Source organism: Betaproteobacteria bacterium (assembly GCA_016720065.1).
Taxonomy (GTDB): Bacteria; Pseudomonadota; Gammaproteobacteria; order Burkholderiales; family Rhodocyclaceae; genus SSSZ01.
In genome coordinates, this window is sequence record JADJXY010000002.1 from 379,243 (window position 1) to 398,632 (window position 19,390).

The window sequence follows — 19,390 nt, forward strand, 5'->3', positions numbered from 1 at the left end:
CGTTTTTCACTTCTGACCGGGTTCCGGCCGTGAAATCCCAATTCCTCAACCGTCAACTCCAGGAGATTTTCCCCGGGGGCGGTGAGGAGCGTCTGCGGGCCTTGCTGTCAGCCATCGAGGGGGGGCACGGCGAGCTTGTCCGGGGGCTGGCGCGCTTTCTGGAGGCGGCCGATAGCACCTACAGCATGTACGCCAATCTCCAGCATTGGCAGAACGAGCTTTCGGGGGACGCGCTGTCCGACTGGAATCTCCGCTCCGGCAATATCGAATCCGGCCGCAAATGGAAGACCCTGCTGGGCTACGATGGGGCGGACGGCGACGATAGCGTGGCTGGATGGCAAAGACTGGTCAATCCGGACGATCTGCGCACCCTGCAGGCGCGCATCGCTGCCCATGCCCAGGACAGGACCCCGCTGTTTACCGCCGATGTCCGCATGCGGACCAAGGCTGGCGATTGGCGGTGGTTCCAGGTACGCGGGCTGATCACCGCGAGGGATCCGGGTGGGGAGCCCCTGCGCATGTTGGTCCTGCATCGGGACGTGAGCGCAGATCGGGAGTCGGAAGCGCGTCTGGTGGCAGCCAAGGAAGCGGCGGAGACGGCGAACCGCGCGCGGGGTGCCTTCCTGGCCAATATGAGCCACGAGATCCGGACGCCCATGAACGGCATCATCGGCATGACCGAGCTTGCCCTCGATACGAATCTTGACGCCGAGCAGCGCCATTACCTCAAGACGGTCAAGTCTTCGGCCGAGGCTTTGCTGACCATCGTGAATGACATCCTAGATTTTTCCAAGATCGAGGCCGGCAAGATGCAGGTCGAGGCCATCAGCTTCAACCTTACCGATCTGGTCCTGGAAGCCGCCCGCGTCATGGCGGTGAGCGCCCACAAGAAGGGCCTGGAACTGCTGGTCACCCTGGCTGCCGAGGTGCCCGGCCGGGTGATCGGCGATCCGATCCGTATTCGCCAGCTGTTGACCAACCTGCTGGGCAACGCCATCAAATTTACCGAGAAGGGTGAGGTTCAGGTCGAGGTTGCCGTGGAACGCATGTCGCCCCACTCCCTCTGGCTGCGTTTCCAGGTCCGCGATTCCGGAATCGGCATCCCGCCGGACAAGCAGGGGGCGATATTCGACGCTTTTTCCCAGGCCGACATTTCGACGACCCGCCGTTTCGGCGGCACGGGGCTGGGGCTCGCCATCTGTTCCCGGCTGGTTCAACTCCTCGATGGCCGCATCTGGCTGGAAAGCGCCGAGGGCAAGGGGGCGACCTTTTACTTCACGGCGCGCTTTGGCATCGATCGCGACGCGGCCGATGTGGCTCCACGCAAGTTTACGGGCCGTCGCGCGCTGGTGATCGATGACAATCCGCAGACTGCCCGCCACCTGGTGGCTTTGCTCGAACGACTGGGGATTCAGGCTTCCGGCGCGACGGAAGCGGGCCCGGCACTGGAGGCGGTGGAACGGTCCCGGTCGGTGGATTTTCCCTACGACCTCATTCTCGCCGACGCGACCATGGACGCGCCCGGGGGATTTGCCCTCGCCGAGCATTGGAGCAGCGGGCGTCAGCGCGAAAAGCTGGTCATGTTGTTGAGCACCGAAAATCAGCGGCACGATCTGGCGCGTTTGCGCGAGCTTCGGGTTTCCGCCCATTTGGTCAAGCCGGTGGGCCTGGCCGACTTGGGAGACGCCCTGGCTCTCGCCCTGGGAGAATCCGGCGGGACGGCCGAGGGCGGCGCCCTGCTCGACGCCTTCGAGGTCGATGCCGCACTTGCCGCGGGTGACGAGCCGATTCTGGATATCCTCCTGGTGGAAGACAACCCGGTGAATCAGGAACTCGCGGTTCGGCTGCTCCAGCGCCGCTCGCACCGGGTGGTGGTGGCCAACAACGGAGCGGAAGCGCTGGAGTGGTTCGAGAAACAGCGTTTCGATGTGATTCTGATGGACATGCAGATGCCCGTCATGGGGGGCGTCGAGGCGGCCGAGGCCATCCGCGCGCGGGAAATGCGCCGCAGTTGGGTTGTTTCCGACGCGTTCAAGCCCGTCTGGATCGTGGCCATGACAGCCAACGTCATGGAGAGCGATCGGGAGCGATGTCTGCAGGCCGGCATGAACGACTATCTCGCCAAGCCCTTGCGCCCGGAACTGCTCTACGAGGCGCTGGACCGGGCTGTGGATGAGGATTCGGTGGGCAGCACCAGCCTGTGGGAAACGGGCGCCAATGCCGAACCCCTGCGTCTGGATATGGAGTCGGCCCTGAAGGAAATCGGCGATGCCGACCTGCTGGCCAATATGGCAGGCATGATGCTCGCGGAGTGGGACAGCCACGTGGAGCATCTGCGGCAGTCGCTGGCTGCCCGTAGCGCTTCCGAGCTGCGCATGCATGCCCATACGCTGAAAAGTCTCCTGGCCATGTTCCACGCCGATACCGCGCGGCAGCTTGCGCTGGACCTGGAGCAGGCAGCCATCGTCCCCGGGGGAATTTCCTGGGACGACTGTGGGCGCCGTTTTTCTCTCCTCGAAGAGGAAATGGCAGGACTCAAACCGGAACTCAAGCGCTTCGTGGACCATCGCGGCCGCGGCTGATTCACGCGGCAAGCTTGTCCGGAAAGGCGCATTTCGGCTATAATTTCAAGGTTTTGGACTTGCGAGCGGGGAGGCGTTTGCCTTCCCGCTCGGCACATCATAAGCAGAAATTAGGAGAGCCGGTCGTGCCGTTGCTGCCCACATCATCCCCCGCCATTCTCGCCCTCGCCGACGGAACGGTTTTCAAAGGGCAATCCATCGGCGCCGATGGCGTCACCAGTGGCGAAGTGGTTTTCAACACCGCCATGTCGGGCTACCAGGAAATCCTCACCGATCCCTCCTATTGCCGCCAGATCGTTACCCTGACCTATCCCCACATCGGCAACACCGGCTGCAATGCTGAGGATTTCGAGTCCGCCGCCAACTACGCCGCCGGCCTGGTCATCCGTGACCTGCCCCTGCGCGCATCCAGTTGGCGGTCGGAGGACGATCTCTCGTCCTACCTCAAGAAGCACGGTATCGTCGCCATCGCCGGCATCGACACCCGCAAGCTCACCCGCATCCTGCGCGAAAAGGGCGCCCAGTCCGGCTGCATCCTGGCCGGTGAGGTCGAAGAGTCCAAGGCCCTGGCCTTGGCCCGCGCTTTCCCCGGCCTGGCCGGCATGGACCTGGCCAAGGTGGTGTCGGTCAAGGAGGGCTACCCCTGGAGCGAGGGGGAATGGAACCTGCAGGGCTATCAGCCCGGCGCCGCCACGCGCTTCAAGGTCGTCGCCTATGATTTCGGTGTCAAGCGCAACATCCTGCGCATGCTCGCCGCCCGCGGCTGTGAACTGACCGTGGTGCCGGCCCAGACGCCGGCTGCCGAGGTGCTGGCCATGAAGCCGGACGGCGTTTTCCTCTCCAACGGCCCTGGCGACCCGGAGCCTTGCGATTACGCCATCGCCGCCATCCGCGAGTTTCTCGACCGCGGCGTGCCGACCTTCGGCATCTGCCTCGGCCACCAGTTGCTGGCCCTGGCGTCCGGCGCCAAGACCCTGAAGATGAAGTTCGGCCACCACGGCGCCAACCATCCGGTGAAGGACATGGATACCGGCCAGGTGCTTATCACCAGCCAGAACCATGGTTTCGCGGTGGATGGCGATACCCTGCCGGCCAACCTGCGGGCCACCCACGTTTCCCTATTCGACGGCTCCCTGCAGGGTATCGCCCGCACCGACGTGCCGGCCTTCTCCTTCCAGGGCCACCCGGAAGCGAGCCCCGGTCCCCATGATGTGGCCTACCTGTTCGACCGCTTCCTCGACCTCATGACCCGCGGCGTGGCCGCGCTGCAGCCGGCCCAGTAAGGCAAGGCAGGATTCACTATGCCCAAGCGTACAGACATTCAAAGCATCCTCATCATCGGCGCCGGCCCGATCATCATCGGCCAGGCCTGCGAATTCGACTACTCCGGCGCCCAGGCCTGCAAGGCCCTGCGCGAAGAGGGTTACAAGGTCATCCTGGTGAATTCCAACCCGGCCACCATCATGACCGACCCGGAGATGGCCGACATCACCTACATCGAGCCCATTACCTGGCAGGTGGTCGCCAAGATCATCGAGAAGGAGCGGCCTGACGCCCTGCTGCCTACCATGGGTGGCCAGACGGCTCTCAACTGCGCCCTCGACCTCGACCGCGAGGGCGTGCTGGCCAAGTTCGGCGTCGAACTGATCGGCGCTTCCAAGGAAGCCATCGACAAAGCCGAGGACCGCGAGAAATTCAAGGACGCCATGACCAAGATCGGTCTCGGCTCCGCCCGTTCCGCCGTGGCTCACAGCATGGAAGAGGCCTATCAGGTGCAGGCCATGGTCGGTTTTCCGACCATCATCCGCCCGTCCTTCACTCTCGGCGGTAGCGGTGGCGGCATCGCCTACAACACCGAGGAATTCGAAACCATCTGCAAGCGCGGTCTGGAAGCCTCGCCTACCCATGAGCTGCTGATCGAGGAGAGCCTCCTCGGCTGGAAGGAATACGAGATGGAAGTGGTCCGCGACAAGGCGGACAACTGCATCATCGTCTGCTCCATCGAAAACCTGGACCCCATGGGCGTGCATACCGGCGACTCAATCACCGTCGCCCCGGCCCAGACCCTGACCGACAAGGAATACCAGATCCTGCGCAACGCCTCCATCGCGGTGCTGCGCGAGATCGGCGTCGATACCGGCGGCTCCAATGTGCAGTTCTCGATCAATCCCAAGGACGGTCGCATGATCGTCATCGAGATGAACCCGCGGGTGTCGCGCTCGTCCGCTCTGGCCTCCAAGGCCACCGGTTTCCCCATCGCCAAGATCGCCGCCAAGCTGGCCGTCGGCTACACCCTGGACGAGCTGGCCAACGACATCACCGGCGGCAAGACCCCGGCCTCCTTCGAGCCTTCCATCGACTACGTGGTCACCAAGGTGCCCCGTTTCGCCTTCGAGAAATTCCCTCAGGCCGATTCCACCCTGACCACCCAGATGAAGTCCGTGGGCGAGGTGATGGCCATCGGCCGTACCTTCCAGGAGTCCCTGCAGAAGGCCCTGCGCGGCCTCGAAGTGGGCGTGGATGGCTTCAACCTGAAGTCCGTCGATCCGGAAGCCATCGACGAGCAGCTGGCGCGCCCGTCGCCGGACCGCCTGTGGTACGTGGCGGATGCCTTCGGCGTCGGCATGTCCGTCGAAAAGGTCTTCGACCTGACCAAGATCGACCCCTGGTTCCTGGTCCAGATCAAGGAGATCGTCGATCTGGAGCTGGCCATCGAGAAGCGCGCCCTGGATTCCATCACCGCCGAGGAGCTGCGTTACCTGAAGCGCAAGGGTTTCGCCGACCGCCGTCTGGCCTATCTCACCAAGACCAGCGAGTCCGTCGTCCGCGAACGCCGTCACGCCCTCGGCGTACGCCCGGTTTACAAGCGGGTCGATACCTGCGCCGCCGAATTCGCCACCGGCACCGCCTACCTGTACTCCACCTACGAGGACGAGTGCGAGGCCAAGCCCACCGACAAGAGGAAGATCATGGTGCTGGGCGGCGGCCCCAACCGCATCGGCCAGGGCATCGAGTTCGACTACTGCTGCGTCCATGCCGCCATGGCCATGCGCGAAGACGGTTACGAGACCATCATGGTCAACTGCAACCCGGAGACCGTATCCACCGACTACGACACCTCCGACCGCCTGTACTTCGAGCCCCTGACCCTGGAAGACGTGCTGGAGATCGTCGCCATCGAAAAGCCGGTGGGCGTCATCGTTCAGTATGGCGGCCAGACGCCCCTCAAGCTGGCCCTGGCCCTGGAAGCCAACGGCGTGCCCATCATCGGCACGACGCCTGAATCCATCGACATCGCCGAGGACCGCGAGCGCTTCCAGAAGCTCCTGCACGAATTGGGGCTGAAGCAGCCCCCCAACCGCACCGCCCGCACCGAGGAGGACGCCTTGCGCCTGGCGACCGAAATCGGTTATCCGCTGGTGGTCCGCCCCTCCTACGTGCTGGGCGGCCGGGCCATGGAAATCGTCCATGAGCAGAAGGACCTCGAGCGCTACATGCGGGAAGCGGTCAAGGTATCCAACGACTCGCCGGTGCTCCTCGACCGCTTCCTCAACGACGCCTGCGAAGTGGACGTGGACGCCCTCTCCGATGGCGGCGAAGTGATCATCGGCGGCGTCATGGAGCACATCGAACAGGCCGGCGTGCATTCCGGCGATTCGGCCTGCTCGCTGCCCCCGTATTCCCTCTCCAAGGCCCTCCAGGACGAGCTGCGCCGCCAGACCAAGCTGATGGCCAAGGCCCTGAACGTCTGCGGCCTGATGAACGTCCAGTTCGCCATCAAGGACGAGGACGTCTATGTGCTGGAGGTGAATCCGCGGGCTTCCCGCACCGTGCCCTTCGTCTCCAAGGCCACCGGCCTGCAACTGGCCAAGATTGCCGCCCGCTGCATGGCGGGCAAGAGCCTCAAGGCCCAGGGCGTCACCGCCGAGGTCATCCCGCCTTACTTCTCGGTCAAGGAAGCCGTCTTCCCCTTCGTCAAGTTCCCCGGTGTGGACACCATCCTCGGCCCCGAGATGAAGTCCACCGGCGAGGTCATGGGCGTCGGCACCAGCTTCGCCGAAGCCTTCGTCAAGTCGCAACTGGCAGCGGGCGTGCGCCTGCCCCACAGCGGCAAGGCCTTCCTCTCGGTCAAGGACAGCGACAAGGCCAAGGCCGTGGAAGTGGCCCGCCATCTGGCTGAAGCCGGTTTCCACCTGGTGGCCACCCGCGGCACGGCCCATGCCATCGAGGCCGCCGGCCTTCCGGTGCAGCCGGTGAACAAGGTGACCGAGGGTCGTCCCCACATCGTGGACATGATCAAGAATAACGAGATCGCCCTCATCATCAACACCGTCGAAGAAAAGCGCGGCGCCATCAACGATTCCCGTTCCATCCGCACCTCCGGTCTGCAGGCTCGGGTGACGATGTATACGACGATCTGGGGGGCCGAGGCGGCGGCGGAGGGCATACGCAACCGGAGCGATCTGGTGGTGTATCCTATCCAGACGCTGCACGCGCAGCTTCACTGAACAACCCACCGGACCGCCGGGGACGCCATTGAGGCGCCGGCGGTCTTGCTTTTGCTGGAAGAACCATGAGCAAGATTCCGCTGACTGTTAACGGCGCCGAGAAACTGCGTGCCGAATTGCATCGCCTCAAGACTGTGGACCGCCCCAACGTGGTGGCTGCGATTGCCGAAGCCCGCTCCCACGGCGACCTCTCGGAAAACGCCGAATACGATGCCGCCAAGGAGCGCCAGGGCTTTATCGAGGGGCGCATCCAGGAGGTGGAGGGCAAGCTCTCCAACGCCCAGATCATCGATCCCAAGCTGCTGGATGCCGACGGCCGTTGCGTCTTTGGCGCCACCGTGGAAATGGAAGATCAGGATTCCGGCGATGCGGTCACTTACCAGATCGTTGGTGAGGACGAGGCTGACATCAAGATCGGCAAGATTTCAGTCAATTCGCCGGTGGCCCGCGCCCTCATCGGCAAGTACGCCGGCGACATCGCCCAGGTGCAGGCGCCGGGTGGCATGCGCGAATACGAAATCATCGACGTCCGCTACGTGTAAGCGTTTCCCGATCTGATGCGCACCCTTTCCGAAGTCCTCTACCGCTGGGTGCTGGCGCTTTGGGTTGGCGGGCTGTGCGCCATCGGTTACCTGGCAGCGCCTACGCTGTTCTCCAGCGTAGGGGATCCGCAATTGGCCGGAATGGTCGCCGGGAAGCTCTTCGCCCTGGTGGGCTGGATAGGACTCGGTGGAGGTGCCTATCTTCTTGTATTTCTGATTGGCCGCTGGGGTGTTGCGGTGATCAAACGCTGCGTCTTCTGGCTGGTGATTCTGCTGCTTCTACTGACCGCCGCGGGCCTGTTTGGCATTCAACCTATCATGGCGCAGTTGAAGGCCGAGGCACTTCCCGGGTATGTCATGGATAGCGCCTTCCGGGACCGTTTTGCGGCCTGGCATGGCATTTCCAGTGTCGTCTATCTCGTGGAAACCTTGCTGGGTCTCTGGTTGGTGGCCTGGGGCGAACGGGGGCTGCGCTGAAGCGCCGTGGGAGTCCGTTTCACCCTTGCTCATCGTGCCCGGTTGCGCCCGCTTGGACTTGAAGATGTCCAGTTCGGTCGGAATTCAGAATGTGCCGCATGCCTTGCCGATCCCCCGAGCACGACGCTCGGCTGCACCGGCTAAGTCCATGGGTTTCCAGGGCTTAGTTCTGGTACGAGCGCTTGGTTCTGGAGGCGGGCTTGCGACCGCGCCGGACGGGCGTCGCATCGGCCGGTGTGGGGCGCCAGAGCACCAGGAGTTTGCCGATATGCTGTACCGGCGCGGCACCAAGGCGCTCGCAGAGGGTGGTCAGATACGCCTCCCGCACGCTGCGATCGTCGCCATAGACGCGCACTTTGATGAGCTCGTGCGCCTTGAGGCACACGTCGACCTCCTTGAGTACGGCATCGGAAAGGCCGTTTTCGGCAATGGAGACGACGGGATCGAGGCCGTGAGCCCGGGCGCGCAGACTGCGGCGTTCTTCGGCGGATAATTGCAGCATGAAAAACCTTTCAAAACCGGCATTTTAGCCAATGGCCAGAACCAGAACCAGCAAAGCGTGGATGCGTGAGCATGTTAACGACCCCTTCGTTCAGCGGGCCAGGAAGGAAGGTTGGCGTTCCCGCGCCGCGTTCAAGCTGATGGAAATCGACGATAAGGACAAATTGCTGAAACGAGGCGAAGTGGTCGTTGACCTGGGAGCCGCTCCGGGCGGCTGGTCCCAGGTGGCCGCCAAGCGTGTCGGCGACGAAGGCCGGGTGTTGGCCCTCGATCTCCTGGAAATGGATCCCATTCACGGCGTTTGCTTCCTGCAGGGCGATTTTCGGGACGATCCGGTCCTTGAACAACTTGAGGAAGCGCTGGCCGGTCGTCCGGTCGGGCTTGTAATGTCGGACATGGCCCCCAATATGTCCGGTGTAAGCCTGGTCGATCAGGCACGGGTGATGCATTTGGCGGAACTGGGCCTGGAATTCGCACGAGAGCACCTGAAACCGCAGGGAGCCTTCCTGGTCAAAGTGTTTCAGGGCAGTGACTACGATACCTTCCTGAAGGCCATGCGCGCGACTTTTGCAACGGTGGCGGTGAGGAAGCCCGAGGCCTCCCGGGATCGCAGTGCCGAGCTTTATCTTCTGGGGCGCACATTGCGCTGAGGGTTTTGTTTAGAATGACGTTTTTACTGCTCTGTGCAGCCTAAAGGAGTGCAAGCTTGAACAACATGTTCAAAAACCTGGCGATCTGGCTCATCATCGGCCTCGTGCTGATGACGGTGTTCAATCAGATGAGCAATCGTCAGGTGGCCCAGGCCTCGATGGAATATTCGCAATTCATCGAGGAGGTGAAGCAGGGGCGCATCGCGAAGGTGGTCATGGAGGGGCGTACTCTCAAGGCCACCACCACCGAGGGCAAGAAGGTGGTGTCATACTCGCCGGGCGATATCTGGCTCGTTTCCGACCTGCTCAAGTATGGGGTCAAGGTCGAGGCCAAGCCCGAAGAAGAGCAATCTTTCCTGATGACCATCTTTGTCAGCTGGTTCCCCATGCTTCTGCTCATCGGCGTGTGGGTCTTCTTCATGCGCCAGATGCAGGGGGGCGGAAAAGGCGGCGCCTTCTCCTTTGGCAAGTCAAGGGCGCGGATGACGGACGAAGCTCAGAACACCATTACCTTTGCCGACGTAGCGGGCTGTGACGAGGCCAAGGAGGAGGTACAGGAACTGGTAGACTTCCTGCGCGATCCCTCCAAGTTTCAGAAGCTGGGGGGGCGTATTCCCAAGGGCGTGTTGATGGTCGGCAATCCCGGCACCGGCAAGACTCTTCTGGCCAAGGCCATCGCCGGGGAGGCCAAGGTGCCCTTCTTCAGCATCTCCGGTTCCGACTTCGTCGAAATGTTCGTCGGTGTTGGTGCCGCCCGTGTTCGCGACATGTTCGAGAATGCCAAGAAACATGCGCCGTGCATCATCTTCATCGATGAAATCGACGCCGTCGGTCGTCACCGTGGTGCCGGCCTCGGCGGTGGCAACGACGAGCGTGAACAGACTTTGAATCAGTTGCTGGTGGAGATGGATGGCTTCGAGGGCCACGCAGGTATCATCGTCATAGCTGCCACCAACCGCCCTGACATTCTTGATCCCGCCCTGTTGCGTCCAGGCCGCTTCGACCGCCAGGTCGTAGTGCCCCTCCCGGACATTCGCGGTCGGGAAGAGATCCTCAAGGTGCATATGCGCAAGGTTCCCATTGCCGGCGACGTCAAGGCGGACATCATAGCCCGTGGCACCCCAGGCTTCTCCGGCGCCGATCTGGCCAATCTGGTCAACGAGGCGGCCCTGTTTGCCGCCCGAGGCAACAAGCGCTTGGTGGATATGGAAGATTTCGAGAAGGCCAAAGACAAGATCATGATGGGCGCCGAGCGTCGCAGCATGGTTATGAGCGAGGAAGAAAAGCTCAACACGGCCTACCATGAGTCGGGCCACGCGGTGGTCGCCAAGTTGGTGCCCAAGTCCGATCCGGTGCACAAGGTCACCATCATTCCGCGCGGACGGGCTCTTGGATTGACCATGCAACTCCCCGAGCAGGACCGCTATGCCTACGACCGGACCTACCTGATGAGCCGTATTGCCGTGCTGTTTGGTGGACGCATTGCCGAGGAGTTGTTCATGAACCAGATGACCACCGGTGCATCCAACGACTTCGAGCGGGCGACCGCCATGGCCCGCGATATGGTCACGCGTTACGGCATGTCGGACCTTGGGGTCATGGTTTACGGTGAGAATGAAGGCGAAGTTTTTCTCGGGCGCTCCGTCACACAGCACAAGAACGTTTCCGAGGCCACCATGCAGAAGGTGGATTCCGAGATACGCCGCATCATCGACGAGCAATACGCGCTTGCCAAGCAACTGCTGGAAGAGAATCGCGATAAGGTCGAAGCCATGACCAAGGCTCTTCTGGAGTGGGAAACCATAGACGCCGAGCAGATCGACGACATCATGGCCGGCCAAGCGCCACGACCGCCAAAGCCAAGCCAGGGAAGTCCCAGGCCTTCGTCTTCAGGCGGCAGCCCTGGTGCTGAACCCAGCGCCCCTGCGACGGCCTGACCCTACGGCCAAATGACTCGACCGGGAGCCCGCTCCCGGTTTTTGTTTGCCCGCCATGAAAAGCTTCCGCTGCGGATCCTATCGATTTTCCCTGGATCGCCCCCTGATCGTCGGCGTCGTCAATCTCACACCGGATTCTTTTTCGGGCGATGGCTTGGCGGGCAAGCATGCGGCGGCGGTGGCCCACGCTCGGCGGCAGTGGGAAGAGGGCGCCGACATCCTCGATCTGGGGGCGGAGTCCTCGAGACCCGGAGCCATGCCTGCGACGGTTGGCGAGGAACTGGATCGCTTGCTCCCTGTCCTTGAGACCGTCTGCTCGTGGGGGGTTCCGGTTTCGGTCGATACCTGCAAGCCCGAAGTCATGGCCAGAGCCCTCTCTGCCGGAGCTTCGCTCATCAACGACATCACGGCCCTGGGTCATCCCGATGCCCTTGGGATCGTTTCCGATTCGGATTGCGCAATTTGCCTCATGCACATGCAGGGCGAACCGCGTACGATGCAGGCCCATCCGTGCTACGGCGACGTGCTTTCAGAGGTGTCTAGCTTTCTCGGCCGGCGGGTCGAGGCTTGCGTTGCGGCTGGTGTAGACGAGGATCGCCTGCTTGTCGATCCTGGGTTCGGGTTCGGGAAGACTCTGCAACACAATCTCGCCCTGCTGCGTTCGCTGGGGCGCGTAGCCCCGCGGGGATTGCCCATTCTCGCCGGACTTTCGCGCAAGTCCATGCTGGGCGCGCTGACCGGCGGACGCCCGGTAGCTGAGCGGCAGGCGGCCAGTGTTGCTGCGGCCCTGCTGGCGGTACAACGAGGAGCCCATCTGCTGCGCGTGCACGATGTGGCGGCGACCAAGGATGCTTTGGCCGTGCTTGCGGCCTTGAACGAGGGAGAAACACAATGAGCAGAAAATATTTCGGCACCGACGGCGTGCGCGGGCGGGTCGGTCAGTCCCCCATCACCCCGGATTTCGTCATGCGGCTCGGCTACGCAGCCGGCAAGGTTCTCGTGGCCCGCGAGCACCGCCCCCACGGGACCCGCCCGGCCGTGCTCATCGGCAAGGACACCCGAATCTCCGGTTACATGCTGGAAGCGTCGCTGGAAGCGGGATTTTCGGCCGCCGGGGTCGATGTTTCCCTGGTCGGGCCGCTGCCGACACCGGCCATTGCTTATTTGACACGGGCACTGCGGCTCCAGGCGGGGATCGTCATATCCGCCTCCCACAATCCGTACTACGATAACGGAATCAAGTTTTTCTCGTCCCAGGGAACCAAGCTGCCGGACGACGTCGAACTGGCCGTCGAGAACGCCCTGGATTCCGCCATGGAATGTGTTCCGAGCGGCGACCTCGGACGGGTGCGTCGTCTGGAGGATGCCCGCGGGCGGTACATCGAATTCTGCAAGAGCACCTTTCCCAACGACCTCGATCTGCGTGGCCTGCGCGTCGTCGTCGACTGCGCCCATGGCGCCGCCTACCATGTGGCGCCGGACGTGTTTCACGAACTGGGGGCCGAGGTCATTCCCATCGGCGTCGCACCCAATGGATTCAACATCAACGATGCCGTGGGTGCGACGGCACCGCGCGCCCTGTGCGAGGCGGTCCTGACGCATCGTGCCGACCTGGGCATTGCCCTGGACGGTGATGGCGACCGGGTGCAGATGGCAGACGCCGAGGGCAATCTCTATGATGGCGACCAACTCCTCTACGCCATGGTAAGGGGCCGCGCCCGCCACGGAAAAGTCGCCGGGGTGGTCGGAACGCTGATGACCAACCTCGCCCTCGAACATGCGCTTGCCAAGATGGACATTCCCTTTGCCCGGGCGGCGGTGGGGGATCGTTACGTCGTGGAAATGCTCCTGGAAAAAGGCTGGCTCTACGGAGGCGAGAATTCGGGCCATCTGCTGGCCCTCGATCGTCACACGACCGGGGACGGCATCATTGCAGCACTGCAGGTCTTGGCGGCTCTGCGCGAAAGTGGCGGCGACCTGCGGCAACTGCTTTCCGGCCTTGCGCTCTACCCGCAAAAACTGATCAACGTCCAGACTACGCGTGGTTTTCCTTGGAAGGACGACCCCGGAATCCGGGCCGCCCAGAGCGCGGTTGAGGCCGAATTGGCCGGGCGCGGCCGGGTTCTCCTGCGGGCGTCGGGAACCGAGCCTCTGCTGCGCGTCATGGTCGAGGGCGAAGATTCCCTCCACGTTGCTCAGCTTGCCGAAAGGCTCGCCCAAGCGGTGCGGGACGCCGTCCAATAGGGGCTTTCTCCTTGACCGAGAGGGCCGTCCCGGGCTAGAATTCGAAAGTTTTGCAACCCCGGAATCCCTCAGTAATGCGCAAAAAATTCGTCGCCGGTAACTGGAAAATGCACGGCAATCTTCAGGCCAACGCCGAGTTGTTGGGCGGCGTTCTGGCAGGGTTGTCCGGGGTGACTGCCGAGGTGGCTGTCTGCGTTCCGTTCCCCTATCTTGCCCAGTGTGGCGGCCTTCTGCGCGGGACTTCCGTCGCTCTTGGTGGTCAGACGCTCAGCGAGTTCGACAAGGGGGCCTATACCGGCGAAGTCTCGGGATCAATGCTTCACGAACTGGGCTGTCGTGTCGTGATCGTCGGTCACTCCGAGCGGCGCACCCTTTATGGCGAGACCGACGCGGTCGTCGCGGCCAAGTTTGTTGCGGCTCAGGCAGCCGGCCTGGTGCCTATCCTTTGCGTCGGTGAGACGCTTGCCGAGCGCGAGGCCGGAGAGACGGGGGCGGTCGTGTTGCGCCAACTCGATGCCGTTCTCGCCGCGGCCGGTGTGGCAGCCTTTTCTCGCGCGGTCGTGGCATACGAACCTGTTTGGGCCATTGGCACCGGTCGCACGGCTACGGCAGCGCAGGCTCAAGAGGTCCACGCGATGATCCGCGGGCGTGTCGGCCAGGCCGACCCTGCGGTTGCGTCCGGTCTTCGGGTTCTTTATGGCGGGAGCGTCAAGCCCCAGAACGCGGTCGAGTTGTTCGGGCAGTCCGACATCGACGGTGGGCTGATTGGTGGCGCGGCCCTGGTGGCGGAAGATTTTCTGGCAATCTGCCGGGCGGCGGGTTGAGGTTGAGATGATGAATTGGGTATTTTCCATAGTTCTGACGGTGCATATTCTGGCGGCGCTGGCCATTATCGGTCTGGTGCTGATGCAGCACGGCAAGGGTGCGGACATGGGGGCTGCTTTCGGGAGCGGAGCCTCCGGCAGTCTTTTTGGTGCGTCGGGTTCGGCGAACTTCCTGAGTCGTTCCACGGGCATCCTGGCGGCAGTTTTTTTTGCCACCAGTCTGACCCTGGCCTACGTCGCTTCGAGCAAGCCAAAAACGACTGGCAGCCTCATGCAGGAGTCGGTACAATCGCAGCCTTCTCCGGCGCCTGCTGCGGCTTCGCCAGAGGCTCCAGCGGTGCCGGCCGATCAGGGTTCTAAGGCCAAGGAAATACCGAAGTAATGCAAGGGGGTCGTGACGCGCACAAGTCCTCGTGCGTCGCGGCTTAAAACATGTGCCGACGTGGTGAAATTGGTAGACACGCTATCTTGAGGGGGTAGTGGCGCAAGCTGTGCGAGTTCGAGTCTCGCCGTCGGCACCAAGAATACGGGAGTCCCTTTCCGGTTTTTCCGGTCGGGATATCGCGACAACAAACTGAATATAGACGGCGGATCATGGATGCCTATTTCCCAATCCTGATGTTCGTCCTGGTGGGGGTCGCCATTGGCGTTCTGCCCGTCGCCATGGGTTTCATTCTGGCTCCCCACAGGCCGGACCCGGAAAAGCTCTCTCCCTACGAGTGCGGCTTTGAGGCCTTCGAGGACGCGCGCATGAAGTTCGATGTGCGCTATTACCTGATCGCCATCCTTTTCATTCTCTTCGATCTGGAAATCGCCTTCCTCTTCCCCTGGGCGACGATTTTCAAGGACATCGTTGCGGCCGAGAGCATCAAACTCTTTGGTTTCATCGAAATGCTGGTCTTCGTCACCATCCTGGTCATTGGCTATGTGTATGCCTGGGCCAAGGGTGCGCTGGAATGGGAATAGGGCTGAACCATGAGCATTGAGGGTATCCTCCAGGAAGGTTTTGTCACCACCACGGCCGACAAGCTGATCAACTACATGCGCACCGGTTCGCTTTGGCCGATGACCTTCGGTCTGGCCTGTTGTGCGGTGGAGATGATTCATGCGGGCTGTTCCCGCTACGATCTGGACCGCTTCGGCGTCGTGTTCCGGCCGAGCCCGCGGCAGTCCGACGTGATGATCGTCGCTGGCACTCTGACCAACAAGATGGCGCCAGCGTTGCGCAAAGTGTATGACCAGATGGCCGAGCCCCGTTGGGTGATATCCATGGGGTCCTGTGCCAACGGTGGCGGTTACTACCACTATTCCTATTCGGTCGTGCGCGGCTGTGACCGCATCGTGCCGGTGGATATCTACGTCCCCGGGTGTCCGCCCACGGCGGAAGCCTTGCTCTACGGCATCATCCAGTTGCAGAACAAGATACGCCGTACCAATACCATCGCCCGTTAATTGCCGAGGCCGATCAATCATGTCAGCCAAGCTGGAAACGCTTAGCCAGAATTTGCAAAATGCCTTCGGCAACAAGCTGAAGTCCCTGAAAGTCGCCTTGGGCGAAGTGACCATCGAAGTTGCGGCCACAGACTACCTTGACGTCATGAGGGCGCTGCGCAGCGATGCCACGCTCAAGTTCGAGGAGCTTATCGACCTGTGCGGTGTCGATTACTCCACCTACGGCGACAGCGTCTGGCAAGGCAAGCGCTTTGCCGCCGTGACTCATCTCCTGTCCATCGCCAACAACTGGCGACTGCGGGTTCGTGTCTTTGCCGAGGATGACCAGTTCCCCGCCGTGGATTCCGTGACCGGTGTGTGGACTTCCGCCAACTGGTTCGAGCGCGAGGCCTTCGACCTCTACGGCATCGCCTTCATCGGCCATGACGACCTGCGCCGCATCCTCACCGACTACGGCTTCATCGGCCATCCCTTCCGCAAGGACTTCCCGATCTCCGGCAACGTGGAAATGCGTTACGACCCGGATCAGGCACGCGTCATCTATCAACCGGTCACCATCGAGCCGCGTGAAAACACTCCGCGCATCGTGCGCGAAGACACCTACGGGGATGCCGCCCATGGCTGATATCCGCAATTTCACCCTGAACTTCGGCCCGCAGCACCCGGCGGCCCACGGCGTCTTGCGTCTCGTGCTCGAACTGGACGGCGAAGTCGTTCAACGGGCCGACCCGCACATCGGCCTCCTGCACCGCGCCACCGAAAAACTGGCCGAGACCCGCACCTGGGTCCAGTCCGTGCCCTACATGGATCGTCTCGACTACGTTTCCATGATGTGCAATGAGCACGCCTACTGTCTGGCCAGCGAGAGGCTCCTCGGTATCGAAGTACCCGAGCGCGGCAAGTACATCCGCACTATGTTCGACGAGGTGACCCGTATCCTCAATCACCTCCTGTGGATCGGTTGTCACGCGCTGGACGTGGGGGCCATGACCATGGCCCTCTATACCTTCCGCGAACGCGAGGACCTCATGGACGCCTACGAGGCCGTCTCCGGAGCCCGCCTGCATGCCGCCTACTATCGGCCGGGGGGCGTCTATCGCGACCTGCCGGACCGCATGCCGCAATACGAGCCTTCCACCTGGACCAGCGCCAAGAAGGCCAGGGAACTCAACGAGAACCGTAGCGGATCGCTCCTGGATTTTCTCGAAGATTTCACCAACCGCTTCCCGACCTATCACGGCGAGTACCACACACTGCTGACCGACAACCGGATCTGGAAGCAGCGCCTGGTGAATGTCGGTGTGGTGACGCCGGAGCGGGCCATGCAGATGGGCTTCACCGGCGCCATGCTGCGCGGCTCGGGCATCGCCTGGGATCTGCGCAAGAAGCAACCCTACGCCGCCTACGACAAGGTCGATTTCGACGTCCCGGTCGGCGTCAATGGCGACTGCTACGACCGCTATCTGGTGCGCATGGAAGAAATGCTCCAGTCCAACCGCATCATCAAGCAGTGTATCGATTGGTTGCGCAAGAACCCGGGCCCCGTCATCACCGAGAACCACAAGGTCGCTCCGCCTTCCCGCGAGGCCATGAAGTCCAACATGGAAGAGCTGATCCACCACTTCAAGCTGTTTACCGAAGGGATTCACGTGCCGCCGGGCGAAGCCTACGCGGCCATTGAGCACCCGAAGGGCGAGTTCGGCATCTACTTCATTTCCGATGGGGCCAACAAGCCTTACCGGATGAAGATCCGTGCTCCGGGCTATGCCCACCTGGCCGGCATGGACGAAATGTCCCGCGGCCATATGATTGCCGACGTCGTTACGATCATCGGCTCCCAGGATATCGTTTTTGGCGAGATCGACCGCTGATGTTTTCCGCTGAAACCCTCCAGAAATTCGCTCGCGAGATCGCCAAGTATCCGGCCGACCAGAAACAGTCGGCCTCCATGGCCTGCCTCGCCCACGCCCAGGAAGAAAAAGGCTGGCTGGCCCCCGAGACCATCGAGGCCGTCGCCAACTATCTCGGTATGCCGCCCATCGCGGCCTACGAGGTGGCTTCCTTCTACAACATGTACGACCTGAAGCCGGTCGGCAAGTACAAGATCACCGTCTGCACCAACCTGCCTTGCGCGCTGTCCGGCGGCTATCACGCCGGGGAGTATCTGCAGCAGAAGCTTGGCATCGGTTACGGCGAGACGACACCCGACGGCAAGTTCACCCTGAAGGAGGGCGAGTGCATGGGCTCCTGCGGCTACGCCCCGGTGATGATCGTCAATAACCGCTCCATGTGTAACCACATGCTGCCCGAGCAGATCGACAAGCTGCTGGAGGAGTGCAAGTAATGGCCATGCTCGGTGCGATCAATCCGGTCCTCATGGCCGGTCTCGACGGCGACAACACCTGGCGCCTCAAGGACTACGTGGCCCGCGGTGGCTACGCCCAGCTCAAGCGTATCCTCGAGTCCAAGATGACCCAGGAAGACGTCATCAGCGAGGTCAAGAAGTCCGTCCTGCGCGGCCGCGGTGGCGCCGGCTTCCCGACCGGCCTCAAATGGTCCTTCATGCCCCGTTCCTTCCCCGGCGACAAATACGTCGTCTGTAACACGGACGAGGGCGAGCCCGGCACCTTCAAGGACCGGGACATCATGCGCTTCAATCCCCATTCGGTGATCGAAGGCATGGCCATCGCCGCCTACGCCATGGGGGCCAACCGCGGTTACAACTATGTCCACGGTGAGGTCTGGGAAATCTACAAGCGCTTCGAAGAGGCCCTCGACGAAGCCCGCGCCGCCGGTTTCATCGGCCAGAACATCCTGGGGTCCGGCTTCAATTTCGAGCTTTTCGCCCATCATGGCTACGGTGCGTATATCTGCGGCGAAGAAACTGCCTTGCTCGAATCCATCGAGGGCAAGAAGGGCCAGCCGCGCTTCAAGCCACCCTTCCCGGCGTCCTTCGGTCTCTATGGCCGGCCGACCACCATCAACAATACCGAGACCTTCGCTTCCATTCCCTTCATCCTGAAGATGGGCGGCGAAGAGTTCCTCAACCTGGGCAAGCCCAACAACGGCGGCACCAAGTTGTTCTCCGTATCGGGCCACGTCAATCGTCCCGGCAATTACGAAATCCCCCTGGGTACGCCGTTTTCAACCCTGCTTGAAATGTGCGGCGGCATGCGTGGCGGGCGCAAGATCAAGGCAGTCATTCCAGGCGGCTCTTCCGCCCCGGTCGTTCCCGGCGACGTGATGATGCAATCCACCATGGACTACGACTCCATCGCCAAGGCCGGTTCCATGCTGGGTTCCGGAGCCGTCATCGTCATGGACGAGACAGTGTGCATGGTCAAGGCTCTGGAGCGCCTGTCCTTCTTCTATTACGAAGAGTCCTGCGGCCAATGCACGCCCTGCCGCGAAGGCACGTCCTGGATGTACAAGGTGGTCCATCGCATCGAGCACGGCCAGGGTAAGCCGGAAGACCTCGACCTGCTCGACAGCGTTCTGGGCAACATCATGGGCCGCACCATCTGCGCCCTGGGCGATGCCGCCGCGCTTCCCGTGCAGAGCTTTTTGAAGCACTTCCGCAGCGAGTTCGAGTACCACATCGAAAACAAGACCTGTCTGGTTCCCAAGGATGTCCAGTGGGCCGGCAGCGGCTTCCACAAGATTCCGGCCTGAC

At 62.2% G+C, this 19,390-nt stretch carries 18 protein-coding genes and 1 tRNA gene; 18 read left to right on the top strand and 1 reads right to left on the bottom strand.

The window, feature by feature from the left end:
• The first annotated feature begins 29 nt into the window (after window positions 1–29).
• The 5 genes from IPM73_04950 to IPM73_04970 all read left to right on the top strand — a co-directional run bounded on the left by IPM73_04950 (window position 30) and on the right by IPM73_04970 (window position 8,109).
• A complete protein-coding gene (locus IPM73_04950; GenBank protein ID MBK8917411.1) occupies window positions 30–2,582 on the top strand; it encodes a response regulator in 2,553 nt (850 codons plus the stop codon).
• Between the two features lie 131 nt (window positions 2,583–2,713).
• Window positions 2,714–3,865: a glutamine-hydrolyzing carbamoyl-phosphate synthase small subunit gene (gene carA / locus IPM73_04955; protein ID MBK8917412.1), complete on the top strand. Its 1,152-nt coding sequence runs from the start codon at window positions 2,714–2,716 to the stop codon at window positions 3,863–3,865.
• An 18-nt stretch (window positions 3,866–3,883) separates the two neighbouring features.
• Window positions 3,884–7,090 carry a carbamoyl-phosphate synthase large subunit gene (gene carB / locus IPM73_04960; GenBank protein ID MBK8917413.1) on the top strand — a complete coding sequence of 1,069 codons (3,207 nt, stop codon included), beginning with the start codon at window positions 3,884–3,886 and terminating at the stop codon, window positions 7,088–7,090.
• A 65-nt stretch (window positions 7,091–7,155) separates the two neighbouring features.
• Window positions 7,156–7,632, top strand: a complete 477-nt coding sequence (gene greA, locus IPM73_04965; GenBank protein ID MBK8917414.1) for a transcription elongation factor GreA — start codon at window positions 7,156–7,158, stop codon at window positions 7,630–7,632.
• Window positions 7,633–7,647: 15 nt separating this feature from the next.
• On the top strand, window positions 7,648–8,109 hold the full coding sequence (locus IPM73_04970; protein ID MBK8917415.1) for a DUF4149 domain-containing protein: 462 nt from the start codon (window positions 7,648–7,650) through the stop codon (window positions 8,107–8,109).
• 163 nt (window positions 8,110–8,272) lie between these two features.
• Here the strand turns inward: IPM73_04970 and IPM73_04975 are convergent, their stop codons facing one another.
• A complete protein-coding gene (locus tag IPM73_04975) occupies window positions 8,273–8,611 on the bottom strand; it encodes a YhbY family RNA-binding protein (protein ID MBK8917416.1) in 339 nt (112 codons plus the stop codon).
• Window positions 8,612–8,642: 31 nt separating this feature from the next.
• Between IPM73_04975 and rlmE the strand changes: the two genes are divergently transcribed.
• The 13 genes from rlmE to nuoF all read left to right on the top strand — a co-directional run bounded on the left by rlmE (window position 8,643) and on the right by nuoF (window position 19,389).
• Entirely contained in the window at window positions 8,643–9,260 is a 618-nt protein-coding gene (gene rlmE / locus IPM73_04980; protein MBK8917417.1) for a 23S rRNA (uridine(2552)-2'-O)-methyltransferase RlmE, read from the top strand.
• Between the two features lie 56 nt (window positions 9,261–9,316).
• Window positions 9,317–11,197, top strand: coding sequence for an ATP-dependent zinc metalloprotease FtsH (gene ftsH, locus IPM73_04985; GenBank protein MBK8917418.1), 1,881 nt, complete (start codon window positions 9,317–9,319; stop codon window positions 11,195–11,197).
• Window positions 11,198–11,252: 55 nt separating this feature from the next.
• Window positions 11,253–12,092 carry a dihydropteroate synthase gene (folP, locus tag IPM73_04990; GenBank protein MBK8917419.1) on the top strand — a complete coding sequence of 280 codons (840 nt, stop codon included), beginning with the start codon at window positions 11,253–11,255 and terminating at the stop codon, window positions 12,090–12,092.
• Complete coding sequence (gene glmM / locus IPM73_04995) at window positions 12,089–13,441, top strand: phosphoglucosamine mutase (GenBank protein MBK8917420.1); 1,353 nt, start codon at window positions 12,089–12,091, stop codon at window positions 13,439–13,441. The genes folP and glmM overlap by 4 nt, the downstream gene beginning before the upstream one ends.
• 74 nt (window positions 13,442–13,515) lie before the next feature.
• A complete protein-coding gene (locus IPM73_05000) occupies window positions 13,516–14,265 on the top strand; it encodes a triose-phosphate isomerase (GenBank protein ID MBK8917421.1) in 750 nt (249 codons plus the stop codon).
• 7 nt (window positions 14,266–14,272) lie between these two features.
• On the top strand, window positions 14,273–14,647 hold the full coding sequence (gene secG, locus IPM73_05005) for a preprotein translocase subunit SecG (protein ID MBK8917422.1): 375 nt from the start codon (window positions 14,273–14,275) through the stop codon (window positions 14,645–14,647).
• Window positions 14,648–14,701: 54 nt separating this feature from the next.
• Window positions 14,702–14,786 (top strand) — tRNA-Leu (locus tag IPM73_05010).
• Between the two features lie 70 nt (window positions 14,787–14,856).
• Entirely contained in the window at window positions 14,857–15,231 is a 375-nt protein-coding gene (locus IPM73_05015; protein ID MBK8917423.1) for an NADH-quinone oxidoreductase subunit A, read from the top strand.
• Between the two features lie 9 nt (window positions 15,232–15,240).
• Entirely contained in the window at window positions 15,241–15,717 is a 477-nt protein-coding gene (locus IPM73_05020) for an NADH-quinone oxidoreductase subunit B (GenBank protein ID MBK8917424.1), read from the top strand.
• Window positions 15,718–15,736: 19 nt separating this feature from the next.
• A complete protein-coding gene (locus tag IPM73_05025; protein MBK8917425.1) occupies window positions 15,737–16,342 on the top strand; it encodes an NADH-quinone oxidoreductase subunit C in 606 nt (201 codons plus the stop codon).
• Complete coding sequence (locus tag IPM73_05030) at window positions 16,335–17,588, top strand: NADH-quinone oxidoreductase subunit D (GenBank protein ID MBK8917426.1); 1,254 nt, start codon at window positions 16,335–16,337, stop codon at window positions 17,586–17,588. The genes IPM73_05025 and IPM73_05030 overlap by 8 nt, the downstream gene beginning before the upstream one ends.
• Window positions 17,588–18,061, top strand: coding sequence for an NADH-quinone oxidoreductase subunit NuoE (gene nuoE, locus IPM73_05035; protein MBK8917427.1), 474 nt, complete (start codon window positions 17,588–17,590; stop codon window positions 18,059–18,061). Before IPM73_05030 ends, nuoE begins: the two co-directional genes overlap by 1 nt.
• Window positions 18,061–19,389: an NADH-quinone oxidoreductase subunit NuoF gene (gene nuoF / locus IPM73_05040; GenBank protein ID MBK8917428.1), complete on the top strand. Its 1,329-nt coding sequence runs from the start codon at window positions 18,061–18,063 to the stop codon at window positions 19,387–19,389. The genes nuoE and nuoF overlap by 1 nt, the downstream gene beginning before the upstream one ends.
• The last annotated feature ends 1 nt before the right edge of the window (window position 19,390 follow it).

What these genes read in the sequence shown, in the direction of transcription:
- folP (MBK8917419.1), top strand. Translation starts at nt 11,253, where the DNA reads ATGAAAAGCTTCCGCTGCGGATCCTATCGATTTTCCCTGGATCGCCCC.
- IPM73_04970 (MBK8917415.1), top strand. Translation starts at nt 7,648, where the DNA reads ATGCGCACCCTTTCCGAAGTCCTCTACCGCTGGGTGCTGGCGCTTTGG.
- nuoF (MBK8917428.1), top strand. Translation starts at nt 18,061, where the DNA reads ATGGCCATGCTCGGTGCGATCAATCCGGTCCTCATGGCCGGTCTCGAC.
- IPM73_05025 (MBK8917425.1), top strand. Translation starts at nt 15,737, where the DNA reads ATGTCAGCCAAGCTGGAAACGCTTAGCCAGAATTTGCAAAATGCCTTC.
- greA (MBK8917414.1), top strand. Translation starts at nt 7,156, where the DNA reads ATGAGCAAGATTCCGCTGACTGTTAACGGCGCCGAGAAACTGCGTGCC.
- IPM73_04975 (MBK8917416.1), bottom strand. Translation starts at nt 8,611, where the DNA reads ATGCTGCAATTATCCGCCGAAGAACGCCGCAGTCTGCGCGCCCGGGCT.
- IPM73_05020 (MBK8917424.1), top strand. Translation starts at nt 15,241, where the DNA reads ATGAGCATTGAGGGTATCCTCCAGGAAGGTTTTGTCACCACCACGGCC.
- carB (MBK8917413.1), top strand. Translation starts at nt 3,884, where the DNA reads ATGCCCAAGCGTACAGACATTCAAAGCATCCTCATCATCGGCGCCGGC.
- IPM73_05030 (MBK8917426.1), top strand. Translation starts at nt 16,335, where the DNA reads ATGGCTGATATCCGCAATTTCACCCTGAACTTCGGCCCGCAGCACCCG.
- rlmE (MBK8917417.1), top strand. Translation starts at nt 8,643, where the DNA reads ATGGCCAGAACCAGAACCAGCAAAGCGTGGATGCGTGAGCATGTTAAC.
- IPM73_05000 (MBK8917421.1), top strand. Translation starts at nt 13,516, where the DNA reads ATGCGCAAAAAATTCGTCGCCGGTAACTGGAAAATGCACGGCAATCTT.
- glmM (MBK8917420.1), top strand. Translation starts at nt 12,089, where the DNA reads ATGAGCAGAAAATATTTCGGCACCGACGGCGTGCGCGGGCGGGTCGGT.
- nuoE (MBK8917427.1), top strand. Translation starts at nt 17,588, where the DNA reads ATGTTTTCCGCTGAAACCCTCCAGAAATTCGCTCGCGAGATCGCCAAG.
- secG (MBK8917422.1), top strand. Translation starts at nt 14,273, where the DNA reads ATGATGAATTGGGTATTTTCCATAGTTCTGACGGTGCATATTCTGGCG.